The sequence below is a fragment of the Ensifer sp. R1-3 genome (assembly GCF_056739175.1).
The window spans coordinates 3,299,384-3,311,076 of sequence record NZ_CP096515.1 but is presented as its reverse complement, the minus strand read 5'-3'; the positions used below and the strand labels follow the sequence as shown (position 1 = coordinate 3,311,076).

The window sequence follows — 11,693 nt, the reverse complement described above, 5'->3', positions numbered from 1 at the left end:
GAAAGATTGCCCCGGCAGATATTGGCCCCTGTCGGTATCAGCGTTTCGGATATGTGTCCCCGTGCTATGCGCGACGTTACAGTCGCCGACTGGCGACGGTGTCCGAGCTCTCCCCCAGTTGACTTTTTGAGGGTTCTGGCGGCAAGGCTTTTGCGGATCATAACCGGAGTCTGACGATGTCGAAACCTGTCGTTGCCATCCCCTGCGATTTCCGCGAATTCGACGGCAATGTCTGGCATGTTGCCGCCCACCAATATGTCCGCGCGGCGGTCGAGGGCGCCGGGCTGATGGTGTTTCTCGTTCCCGCTCTGGAGGCCGGGAACGATGTGGACGAGATTCTCGACCGCGTCGACGGCGTGCTCGCCAGCGGCGCCCGCTCCAACGTCCACCCTTCGCTCTATGGCAGGGAGGCGAGCGAAGCGGACGGGCCTTTCGACCCGGGCCGCGATGCGACCAGCCTGCCGCTGATCCGCCGCGCACTCGACCGCGGCGTCCCCCTGTTCGCGATCTGCCGCGGCATACAGGAGCTCAATGTCGCGCTTGGCGGCACGCTTGCGAGCGAGATCCAGGAGCAGCCCGGCATATGGGACCACCGCAAGCCGGAGGTTCCGGATCTCGATGTCGCCTATGGCATTCGCCAGGATGTGGTCGTGAAGGAAGGAAGCTGTCTGGCCCCGGTCCTCGGCACCGGCCGCGTAAGGGTCAATTCGCTGCATCGCCAGGCGATCGGAGCCGCCGCTCCGCGGCTTGCGGTCGAAGCCGTGGCCGACGACGGGACCATCGAGGCGGTCTCGGTCATCGGCGCCAAGGCCTTCGCCGTCGGCGTGCAGTGGCATCCCGAATACTGGGTCCGGACCGACGCCCCGTCGGCCGCCCTGTTCAAGGCCTTCGGCGATGCCGCGCGCGCCTATCGTGAGAGCAAGGCCAGTTAGTTTTGGATCGCTCTACGCCGGAACGGCGTCTCGACCACCGGTGTCAAAGCTTCACCGGTCGAGAACCATGCCTTCAGGTTGTCGACGACGAGATCGGACATGGCGTTGCGGGTGACGACAGAGGCCGACGCCACATGCGGCAGCAGAGAGACGTTCGGAAACGAAAGAAGCGCCTCGGGAACATTGGGCTCGTTCTCGAAGACGTCGAGGCCGGCGCCGGCAATGGTGCCGTTCTGAAGTGCGGTGACAAGCGCCGCCTCGTCCACCGTCGAGCCGCGACCCACATTGATCAGCACGCCCTTCGGTTCGAGCGCCGAAAGGACATCGGCATTGACCGCTTTCAGCGTGCTCGCTGTTCCGGGCACGATGACGATGAGCGTGTCGACGGCCTCGGCCATACCCACGAGGGTCGGATGATAGGTGAAGCCGAGGCCTTCGCGCGGCGTGCGCGTGTGGTAGGCGATCGAGACGCCGAAGGCTTCGAGCCGCCGTGCGATCGCGAGGCCGATCCGGCCCAGGCCGAACAGCCCGACCGTACGGCCGCGGAGCGAAAGCGGGGATAGCGGGAAGGCCCCCTCGCGCACCCACCGGCCTTGGCGCAGCCATTGCTCGGCCTGCGGCAGGAGGCGCAGCGTGTTGAGGAGGAGGCCGATGGCCGTGTCGGCGACTTCCTCGGTCAGGACATCAGGCGTATTGGTGACGACAATCCCTCGGGCTGCTGCACGCGAGACATCGACGCCGTCGTAGCCGACGCCGAAATTCGCAACGATCTCGAGGCTGGGGAATGCATCCATCAGCGGCACCGGCAGCTTGCCCGAAACGGCAATGCCGGAAACGTCGCGCATGTCGGCTGTCACGAGGGCCGCATCGGCGCGCTCGATGCGCACGGTCTCGAACATTTCCGGCAATCGTTCGAGGACCCTCGGGTTGATCTTGCCGGGCACGAGAATTCTAGGACGACTCATCGGGTTTCCTTTCCGGACATGACGGGAATGCGGACGAACACTCACGCATCCTGTTCAGACTCGGAGGGATCGATCAAGCCGTTACGCGCAGCGGACCGGTCGACTGGCGGATGCGCATTTCCGGCTTGATCAGATGGATGCCGTCGGGTTCGTGGCTGCCGGAAAGCTTGTCCAGGAGCGCGCGCGCAGCACTGCGCCCCACCTCCGCCTGGCCGTTCCAGACGGTCGTCAGCGCCGGCGTCGCGATCGACGCTTCCTCGAGATCGTCGTAGCCGGTGACGGAGATGTCGACGCCCGGCACGAGGCCTGCGCGGGCAATGCCGTTCATCATGCCGATGGCGACGAGATCGTTCCAGCAGACGACCGCGGTGGGCTTCTGCGGCAGCGAAAGGAGATGCACCGCGGCCTCGAAACCGCCCTGCTTGGAGCGTGGCCCCGGGATGCGCAGGTCCGGGTCGACCTCGATATTCGCCTTGCGCAGCGCGTTGACGTAGCCCTGGTAGCGGTCGCGGCCGGTCGAGGTCTGGTCCGTTCCCCCGACCATCGCGATGCAGCGATGGCCGAGCCCGATGAGATGATTGGTCGCGAGCGAAATGCCATAGGCGTCGTCGCCGCGGAAGATGGGGACGTCGAGCCCCTCGATCGAGCGGGCGATCAGGATCGCCGGCATGCCGTTGTCCTCGGCAAGCTGAATGTCCTGCGGCGGCGTGCCGATAGCGGGCGACATGATGACGCCGTCGCCACCGAGCTGCAGCAGCGTCTCGATGAAATCGCGCTGCTTCTCGACGGAATCGTAGTGATTGGACAGAATGAAGGTCTGCTTGTCGCGATCGAGCTCAGCCTCGATCGCCTTGAGGATCTCGCCGTAGAACGGGTTCATGATGTCGTGCACGACGACACCGATGATGCCCGAGCGCGACGTCCTGAGACTTGCGGCACGGCGGTTGTAGATGTAGCCGAGTGCGCGCGCCTGTTCCTTGATCTTGTCGCGTGTGACCGCCGCCACCAGCGGGCTGTCGCGCAATGCCAGGGATACCGTCGCCGTCGAAAGGCCGAGTGTTTCCGCGATTGTAGAAAGCTTGACCTTTTGCGCCACCATATCCCCCGTTGCAGTCGCTGCCGTCAGCCAGTTTAAATTCCTTTAAACTGTTTAAATTATCGCTGCAATCGGGAAGTTCAAGCCGCCCGGTTCTCAAACCCGGGCTCAATCCGCAGCTCTGGCGGCCTGCAGATTGCTGTCGACGGCGCGCAGGAGCTTCATGAGGGTGCGCACCTGCTTGTCGGTCAAACCGCGTGTTGCGAGCTTCTCGGAATGCTGGCCCGCTTCCGCGATGATCTGCAGACGATCACGGCCGAGCTCTGTCAGATAGACCTTGGTCAGCCGGGCATCGTCCCTGTCCGGCCGGCGTTCGAGGAAGCCCTGCGCTTCCATGCGGCCGATCGTGCGCGTCATCGTCGGTGCCTTGACCCCGAGCTTGCCCGCCAGCGCGCCGGCCGTGAGCCCATCGGTTTCGGCAAGAGCGAGCATGACGCCGTCCTGCCCGGCATAAAGGCCGCTTGCGACGAGATTGCGAGAGAGCACCGTGCGCATCGAGCGGGCCGCCTGGACGAGAACCGAAGCAAGATCGTGATCGTTCGCCTCGGCGACGATCTCGTCCTTCTTCTTGCCGTTCTTGCCCTTCCTTTCGGCTTTGCTCTTCTTGCCCATTGGACCTCCCGCCGAATCCCCTACACTACACTTATAGCAATAAGGCTTGAGTTTACGAACTGTATGACTCAAATAACGATTTTACGACAAACCACGCCGAGGGCCGAGTAGAAATGTCGTTGCCGAAGCCCCGATGGACCGACAATTCCGCCGCACTCGAACCCGTCGAGCGGCGGGACTGGATCGCGGTGCTCCCGCTCGGCGCACATGAACAGCACGGGCCGCATCTCCCCTTCGAAACGGACCGGCTGATCGCGGCGGGCATCGTCGAGCGCGTCATCGCCGCACTCCCCCAAGCACTGCCCGTGACCTTCCTGCCTGTCGAACCGGTCGGCTATTCGATCGAACACATGGATGTTTCCGGCACTCGCACGCTCGCCTATGACGAGGCGATCGAACGTTGGCTCGGCATCGCCGAGGGGCTCGCCGGACTCGGCATCCGCAAGTTCGTGATGCTGAACGCGCATGGCGGCAATTCGCCCCTGATGACCATCGTAGCGACGGAGGCGCGGATACGCTTCAGGATGCTGGCCGTGGCGACGAGCTGGACACGCTTCGGACAGCCGGATGGCTGGATCAGCGCCAAGGACAAGGCGGTCGACATCCATGGCGGCGATATCGAGACCTCGGTCATGCTGGCGCTCCATCCGGACAAGGTGGATATGGCGAAGGCCCGCGCCTTCCCTTCGCGCCAGGGCGAATTCGCGCTTTCCTTCAAGCATCTGCGCGCTTACGGCCCGCACGCTTTCGGCTGGAAGATGTCGGATCTGAACCCGGACGGCGTCGCCGGCAATGCCGCCGCCGCCACCGCCGAGCGCGGCGAAGCGCTGCTTGCGCATGCGGCAAAAGGCATCATCGAGCTGCTCGAGGATGTGAACGCCTTCGATGCCGGCGAGCTCGACTGATTTTTTCTCCCCCGTCGATCGCGACACAGGTCTGTATTTGCGCATCGCCACCTCATCTCTTATATGAGAACCCAACCATCGATGCCCGCGGCGCATCGCCAACCCTCGAGGTTCCCATGACCGAAACATCCGCGCAGAAGCCGATCCCCGTCACCGTGCTCACGGGCTATCTCGGCTCCGGCAAGACGACGCTTCTGAACCGCATCCTCAGCGAGAATCATGGCCGCAAATATGCGGTCATCGTCAACGAGTTCGGCGAGATCGGCATCGATAACGACCTGATCGTCGAGTCCGACGAGGAAATCTACGAGATGAACAACGGCTGCGTCTGCTGCACCGTTCGAGGCGACCTGATCCGTGTCGTCGAAGGACTGATGCGCCGTCCCGGACGCTTCGACGCGATCATCGTCGAGACCACCGGCCTTGCCGACCCGGTGCCGGTCGCGCAGACCTTCTTCATGGATGACGACGTTCGCGCCAAGACCGAACTGGACGCCGTCGTGGCGCTCGTCGACGCCAAGCACCTGCCGCTGCGTCTGAAGGACAGCCGCGAGGCCGAGGACCAGATCGCCTTCGCCGACGTGGTGCTCCTCAACAAGACCGACCTCGTGACGCCGGAGGAACTCGAGCGCGTCGAGGCGACCGTGCGCGTCATCAATCCGTCCGCCCGCATCTATCGCACGCAGCGCTCCGAGATCGACCTCGGAAAGGTGCTCGACCAGGGGGCCTTCAATCTCGACAGGGCGCTCGAAAACGATCCCCACTTCCTCGATCAGGAGGATCACGACCACGTTTGCGGTCCCGATTGCGACCACGATCACCACCATCATGATCACCACCATCATGATCACGACCACGACCACCATCACCATCACCATCACGACGGTCCCTCGCCGATCCATGACGTGACGGTGCAGTCGATTTCGCTGCGCGGGGGCGAAATGAATCCGGATCGTTTCTTCCCCTGGATCCAGAAGATCACCCAGACCGACGGTCCGAACATCCTGCGCCTCAAGGGCATCATCGCCTTTGCCGGCGATGCGGAGCGTTATGTCGTCCAGGGCGTTCACATGATCATCGAAGGCGATCACCAGCGCCCGTGGAAAGACGGCGAGAAGCGCGAAAGCAGGCTCGTCTTCATCGGCCGCGATCTCGACCGCGAGAAGATCGAGCGCACCTTCAAGGCGTGCGAAGTCCAGGCATGATCCCGGAAGATGGCGCCCGGCTTCGGGATAAGTTCATGATGAAAAAAGAAAGCCCGTCCAACTGATGCCGACCGTCGCTCCGCTCGATCTCGAAGGCCACGTCGTCGGCGTGGCTTTCCTCAAGGATGTTCCCTTCTTCGCCGGGGCCGCCGGCACGATCCACCGGCTCGATCACGGCCACAAGACGACCGAAGCACATGACGGGCTGCTGTCCTTCGTTGTCGACGAGGCGAACGACACGCTGCTGACCGGCGGCGAAGACGGCAAGGTAATGCGCATTTCGGCAGACGGCACGGCGAGCCTCGTTGCCGACACGGGTCGCAAATGGATCTCGCAAGTTGCGGCCGGACCGCAAGGTGCGGTCGCTTACGCCTACGGCAAGACGACGCATGTCCGCCTTTCCGACGGTACCACCAGGGAATTTCCCGAGCAGCGGACCGTCGAAGGCATCGCCTTCGCACCCAAGGGCCTGAGGATCGCCGCCGCGCGATACAACGGCGTCTCGCTGCACTGGGTGGCCATGGCAGGCCAGCCGGTCGATCTCGAATGGAAGGGCGCCCACACAGGCGTCACCTTCTCTCCCGACGGACGCTTCGTCGTCACCGCAATGCAGGAAAATGCGCTGCATGGCTGGAAGCTCGACGCGAAGCCCGGCGCCGAGGCGCGGCACATGCGCATGACCGGCTATCCGGCCAAGGTGAAGTCACTCTCCTGGTCTGCGAAGGGCAAGTGGCTCGCCTCGTCCGGCGCGCCGGCAGCGATCGTCTGGCCGTTTCAGGGCAAGGACGGACCGATGGGCAAGGCGCCGCTCGAGCTCGGCACCCGCGCCAACATAATGGTGACGACAGTCGCCTGCCACCCGGCAGACGATATCGTCGCCATCGGCTATGAGGATGGCATGATCCTCGCCGCCCGCTTCGCGGACAGCAAGGAAGTGCTGTTGCGTCGCCCGGGCAATGGCGCGATCACCGCCATGGCCTGGAACAAGAGCGGCCGCCAACTCGCCTTCGGATCGGCGGCGGGCGATTGCGGTGTGGTGGATATCGCCGGGTAGCAGGCGTGAATGCATGCAATCCGCCGCTGCGGCGAAAAGGCGGGGGCAAGCCGGATGAGGGCCAGCTCCGCCTGTTCCTCACCACTCCAGTTCAAGATGCGGCCGCCCATCCGAGGTCCTCTCGACCGTCCGCCCGCTTTCATCGATGGTGGCGGTGACCCGTTGTCGGAAAGCGGAGAAGCTCTCGAATGTGACGACGTCGACAGGCTCGTCGAACTTGAACGTCAGCCGATAACGTCGCGGTTTCGCGCTGATCGCCTGGGCCGAGAGGATTTCCGCTTCGAAAGCCTGGCCGAGATAACGGCCTTTGACCCGCGCCCCGAGCATCCATGGGTTGAAAGCAGGCCGGTTGCCGACGGCCGCGTGCAGCGTGTTCCAATCGCGATAGCCATACTGGGCGGCGACCAGCTCGAGCGACTTGGAGTGGGTGACTTCGTCACCCTCCGACGCAAGCCGGGATCTCAGGCGTCTGGCCTGGTCCTTCAGCGCATCGAGCGAGGGAAGGCTTCGTAATTCATGCGTCATGACAGGGTCTCCTGTTACGGCATGCATTTCTGGATGGGTGTCCGCATTGCCATCGGCAGCATGCCGCTCGGCGTGACCGTGTCGAAAAGAGAGACTTCACCGAAGCTTGACGCTCGCGGACGGCAGGGGCCCTCGCCCGGCGCCTGAATAGGGGAAACCATGCAGGCTGTCAAACGCGCGGGCCGCCGGCGATGGCCACTTGCACGCACGCGACAGCTATGGGACGACTTGGCGTCGCCAAGAGCGGGATGAGGAAAAGTGATCTAGGGAGGTCATCATGAGCGAAGTCACCATTCTCGCATTCGCGCTTGTCGCTTTCATCGGCATCGCAACGCCTGGACCAACCGTGCTTCTCGCGCTCACCAATGGTTCGCGTTTTGGCGTGAAACGGGCAACGGCAGGAATGATCGGCGCGATGCTCTCGGATTTCGTGCTGATCGGCGCGGTCGCACTCGGGCTCGGTGCACTGCTTGCAGCGTCGGAGTTCTGGTTCTCCGTGGTCAAATGGCTGGGCGCCGCCTATCTCGCCTATCTCGGCGTCATGCTGCTGCGATCGCGCGGAACGCTGGAACTCCCGTCGCAAGCGCCGCAGGGAGCGGATTCCGGCGCAACGCGCTCCATCTTCACCAAGAGCTTCCTCGTCGCCGTCACCAATCCCAAGGGCTATCTGTTCTTTTCGGCCTTTCTGCCGCAATTCATCGATCCCGCCCTGCCGCAGGCGCCGCAATACGCCATGCTGGCCATCGTCTTCGCGTCGATCGATTTCGTGGTGATGTTCGGTTACGCCCTGCTCGGGTCGCAGGCGGTCCGCTTCATGAGGCGCTCCGGCGCGATCTGGCTCGACCGCATCTGCGGCGGCGCACTGCTGGCGCTCGCCGGATCTCTGGCGCTCTATCGGCGCGCTGCGAATTAGAGCACTTCGGAAAAGTGCGTAAACAGCGCTCCCGCCGCGAAGGACGGCAGGAGCGCTGCTGATAATCCACCTCCGCAGGGTGAGAGGCGGAAGAAATTCAGGCGGCGCGGCGAAGCGGCGGCAAAGCGAGTTTCCGGCCGCTGGCGACCAGCATCCCGGCAGCACCGTCGAGCCAGCCTTCCTTGAGCTCGAGCGCCAGGAAGCGATTGCGCTCGAAAGGACCGGGCATGACGAGATGCTGCGCGCGCTGCGCGAAGAAGCCGAAACGTTCGTAATAGGCGGCGTCGCCGACGAGCAGGACGGCTCCATGGCCCCGGTTCTTGGCTTCCTGGACCGCCGCGCGCATCAGCATGCCGCCTATACCTTTGCCCTCATGCGCCGGATCGACCGCAAGCGGGCCGAGCAGCAGCGCCGGCACCGGCTGGCCCTCGCGGTTGACGCCGGCCTCGACGTTCCAGAGGCGCACGGTGCCGATGACGTGACCGTCCGCATCCCGGGCGACAAGGGCAAGGCCCTCGGCAGGCACGCGGCCGCGACGCAGCTTCTCCGACGATTTCCTGCGGCGACCCGCGCCCATGGCGCGGTCGAGCAGGTTCTCGCGCGCAACGACATCGCCCGGGTTTTCCGAGTCGATCACAAAGGTGGTTGGCGCGAAGAACGCGCGCAAGGAATCAACAACAGCGGCCATCTGGGCCTCCCGTCATCAAAACCGCTTCAGGCGGACCGGACATGAATTGTGAAAGCCGCTCCCGCGTGAACGGGAGCGAGCAGGATCAGATGACATAGGCCTTCAGCGGCTCGAAGCCGTTGAAAGCGACGGCCGAGTAGGTCGTCGTGTAGGCGCCCGTGCCTTCGATCAGAACCTCGTCGCCGATCGTCAGGGAGATCGGCAGCGGATACATGTTCTTCTCATAGAGCACGTCTGCCGAGTCGCAGGTCGGGCCGGCGAGCACGCAGGGTTCCATCGCATCGGCATCGCGGGCCGTGCGGATCGGATAGCGGATCGCCTCGTCCATCGTCTCGGCGAGACCACCGAACTTGCCGATGTCGAGGAAAACCCAACGGTGGCTGTCGTTGTCCGACTTCTTCGACACGAGAACGACTTCCGCCTTGATCACGCCGGCATTTCCCACCATGCCGCGGCCCGGCTCGATGATCGTCTCCGGAATGTTGTTGCCGAAGTGCTTCTTCAGCGCGCCGAAGATCGCCTGGCCATAGGCCTCGGCCGACGGAACGTCCCTGAGGTACTTCGTCGGGAAGCCGCCGCCCATATTGACCATTTTGAGCTCGATGCCCTGCTTGGCAAGCTGGACGAAGACGCGCTTGGCATCGGCAAGAGCCGCATCCCATGCGTCGAGCTTCGTCATCTGCGAGCCGACATGGAACGAGACGCCGTAGGAGACGAGCCCGAGCTGGTGCGCATAGACGAGCACGTCGACCGCCATCTGCGGCACGCAGCCGAACTTGCGCGACAGCGGCCATTCGGCGCCTTCGCCATCGGTCAGCACGCGGCAGAAGACACGGGCACCGGGAGCGGCGCGCGCGATCTTCTCGACCTCTTCGTGGCTGTCGACCGCAAAGAGGCTGATCCCCAGCGCATGGGCGCGCGCAACGTCCCGCTCCTTCTTGATGGTGTTGCCATAGGAGATGCGGTTCGGCGTCGCCCCGGCATCGAGCGCCATTTCGATTTCGGCGACGGACGCGCAATCGAAGTTGGAGCCGAGGCCGGCGAGAAGGCGCAGGATTTCCGGTGCCGGGTTTGCCTTCACGGCATAATAGATCGCGCTGTCGGGCAGCGCATGACGGAAGGCCTTGAAATTGTCGCGCACGACGTCGAGGTCGACAACGAGGCAAGGACCTTCGGGTCGTCGGGTGTTGAGGAAGTCGATGATACGTGCGGTGGTCATGGCCATATTCCCCGATCCATTAGACTCCACGACTGTGGAGGACAAAGGGCATACGCGCGCCTGCACTGGAACCAGCCGGTGGAGACCCCGGAACCATGCATGCGCTCGATGCGCGAATTTGAATCAAAGCCCGCAAAGGCTAGGATTCGGCTTTGTCTGCCATGGATTGGAGGGAATAACCCAACCGCACTTCCGGCAATGAAGGTGTGCCTCTTCAGTAACCCCGGCTGTTGGAGAGCCGGCAGACACCAGAAAGGCCCGCACCGTCGTTGCTTCAAGATGTCCTCGCATTTCCCGGTTGGCCGGAATAGCGACTGGAGGGGTTAGTTCCAGGTACCTTACCGATAACCTCACCTAATCGAGGGTCGGCGGACACCCACAGGCACGTGCGACTTTGGGCAAGGCGTAGGTAAGAAAAATCATTGTCGTAATCAAGAGTTTTTTCCATCTCGCCGCTAATTTTTTCTGGACCGGGCAACGGCGCCAGTGTTCACTTTGGCTGAACGATCGCAGCAGGGCCGTGCGTGCGGGTGGGAACCGGAGACCCGTCTACCAAGCGCGTTTTCGCCTGCATGCCGGAGAAAGACGAATCATGGATACCTTGACCCGCATCCGCGCCTTCATCGATGTCGTGGACGCGGAAGGCTTTTCGGCCGCGGCCCGGCGCATCGGCAAATCCAAGGCGCTGCTGTCGAAATATGTGCGCGAACTCGAGGACGAGCTCGGCGCGCTGCTGTTGAACCGCACGACGCGCCAGTTCTCGCTGACCGAGGCCGGACACACCTATTACCGCAGCGCATCGGAGATCCTGAAGGAGATCGACAACCTCGCCGATCTCGTGCGTGCCAACAATTCCGACCTCAAGGGCCGATTGCGAATCACCGTGCCGAGGACTTTCGTCGATGCGGATATCGGCCAGTCCCTGATCGACTTCGGCAAGGAGCATCCCGAACTGTCGCTCGACATCGTCTCGGACGACCGGTTCATCGATCTCGTCGAGGAAGGATTCGACGTCGCCATCCGAATCACCCGGCTCGAGGACTCGACGCTGATCGCCCGCAAGCTCGACGACTTTCAGGTGCTGGTCTGCACCTCGCCGGATTTCATGGCCAAGGCCGGCCCCCTCGGGCATCCGAGCGAACTTTCCAAGCTGCCGTGCATCCTCGACACCAACGGCCGGTCCTATTCGAGCTGGCGTTTCGTCGAAAAGGACGGTTCGCCATTCACCGTGTCGGTCAGCGGGCAGATCGAGGTCAACAGCCCGCTTGCCGCGGCGCGGGCCGCGGTGAGCGGCATCGGAGTGGCGGTCCTTCCCGATTTCATCGCCCGGCCGAAGATCGCTGCCGGCGAGCTCGTGACGTTCTTCGACGATTTCCTGCCCAAGGATCGCGGCATCTACGCCATCTATCCGCATCGTCGTTACCTCCCGACCAAGGTTCGCACCTTCGTCGACTTCCTCCACAGCTGGTTCCGCAGCACGCGCTGATGCGACTGCGATCCTTCCTCACCCGGTGGAAACGATGCGCTGCAAGTCCCAATTCCGTCTCATTTACGGTACATTCGGGGACGATTCGCGCGG

The 11,693-nt window shown here is 63.4% G+C and carries 12 protein-coding genes; 6 read left to right on the top strand and 6 right to left on the bottom strand.

Features of this window, described 5'->3' with window-relative positions; all coding sequences use genetic code 11:
* The first annotated feature begins 176 nt into the window (after positions 1-176).
* The gene (locus tag M1D43_RS15720) at positions 177-932 is read left to right on the top strand and encodes a gamma-glutamyl-gamma-aminobutyrate hydrolase family protein (RefSeq protein ID WP_003528923.1); all 756 of its coding nucleotides are present in this window, start codon (positions 177-179) and stop codon (positions 930-932) included.
* Here the strand turns inward: M1D43_RS15720 and M1D43_RS15715 are convergent.
* From M1D43_RS15715 to M1D43_RS15705, 3 genes are all read right to left on the bottom strand, one after another.
* Entirely contained in the window at positions 929-1,897 is a 969-nt protein-coding gene (locus M1D43_RS15715; RefSeq protein WP_153313047.1) for a 2-hydroxyacid dehydrogenase, read from the bottom strand. The genes M1D43_RS15720 and M1D43_RS15715 overlap by 4 nt on opposite strands.
* A gap of 73 nt (positions 1,898-1,970) precedes the next feature.
* A complete protein-coding gene (locus M1D43_RS15710) occupies positions 1,971-2,993 on the bottom strand; it encodes a LacI family DNA-binding transcriptional regulator (protein WP_003528919.1) in 1,023 nt (340 codons plus the stop codon).
* Positions 2,994-3,101: 108 nt separating this feature from the next.
* The gene (locus tag M1D43_RS15705; protein WP_003528917.1) at positions 3,102-3,605 is read right to left on the bottom strand and encodes a MarR family winged helix-turn-helix transcriptional regulator; all 504 of its coding nucleotides are present in this window, start codon (positions 3,603-3,605) and stop codon (positions 3,102-3,104) included.
* A gap of 113 nt (positions 3,606-3,718) precedes the next feature.
* Between M1D43_RS15705 and M1D43_RS15700 the strand changes: the two genes are divergently transcribed.
* The 3 genes from M1D43_RS15700 (at position 3,719) to M1D43_RS15690 (ending at position 6,769) form a co-directional block, all read left to right on the top strand.
* Complete coding sequence (locus M1D43_RS15700) at positions 3,719-4,510, top strand: creatininase family protein (RefSeq protein WP_027992168.1); 792 nt, start codon at positions 3,719-3,721, stop codon at positions 4,508-4,510.
* A 116-nt stretch (positions 4,511-4,626) separates the two neighbouring features.
* Complete coding sequence (locus M1D43_RS15695) at positions 4,627-5,715, top strand: CobW family GTP-binding protein (protein ID WP_127595741.1); 1,089 nt, start codon at positions 4,627-4,629, stop codon at positions 5,713-5,715.
* Positions 5,716-5,779: 64 nt separating this feature from the next.
* The gene (locus M1D43_RS15690; protein WP_010970256.1) at positions 5,780-6,769 is read left to right on the top strand and encodes a WD40 repeat domain-containing protein; all 990 of its coding nucleotides are present in this window, start codon (positions 5,780-5,782) and stop codon (positions 6,767-6,769) included.
* Between the two features lie 78 nt (positions 6,770-6,847).
* Here M1D43_RS15690 and M1D43_RS15685 read toward each other — a convergent pair whose 3' ends face one another.
* Complete coding sequence (locus M1D43_RS15685; protein ID WP_003528909.1) at positions 6,848-7,294, bottom strand: glyoxalase superfamily protein; 447 nt, start codon at positions 7,292-7,294, stop codon at positions 6,848-6,850.
* A gap of 277 nt (positions 7,295-7,571) precedes the next feature.
* On the opposite strand from M1D43_RS15685, the gene M1D43_RS15680 reads away from it, so the two are divergent.
* Entirely contained in the window at positions 7,572-8,207 is a 636-nt protein-coding gene (locus M1D43_RS15680) for a LysE family translocator (protein ID WP_013844857.1), read from the top strand.
* A 97-nt stretch (positions 8,208-8,304) separates the two neighbouring features.
* On the opposite strand, the gene M1D43_RS15675 is transcribed toward M1D43_RS15680, so the two are convergent.
* Complete coding sequence (locus M1D43_RS15675) at positions 8,305-8,895, bottom strand: GNAT family N-acetyltransferase (RefSeq protein WP_027992172.1); 591 nt, start codon at positions 8,893-8,895, stop codon at positions 8,305-8,307.
* An 85-nt stretch (positions 8,896-8,980) separates the two neighbouring features.
* Positions 8,981-10,120, bottom strand: a complete 1,140-nt coding sequence (gene odc2 / locus M1D43_RS15670; protein WP_010970259.1) for an ornithine/lysine decarboxylase — start codon at positions 10,118-10,120, stop codon at positions 8,981-8,983.
* A gap of 586 nt (positions 10,121-10,706) precedes the next feature.
* Here odc2 and M1D43_RS15665 point away from each other — a divergent pair.
* Positions 10,707-11,600: a LysR family transcriptional regulator gene (locus M1D43_RS15665; RefSeq protein WP_153313048.1), complete on the top strand. Its 894-nt coding sequence runs from the start codon at positions 10,707-10,709 to the stop codon at positions 11,598-11,600.
* Positions 11,601-11,693: the final 93 nt, after the last annotated feature.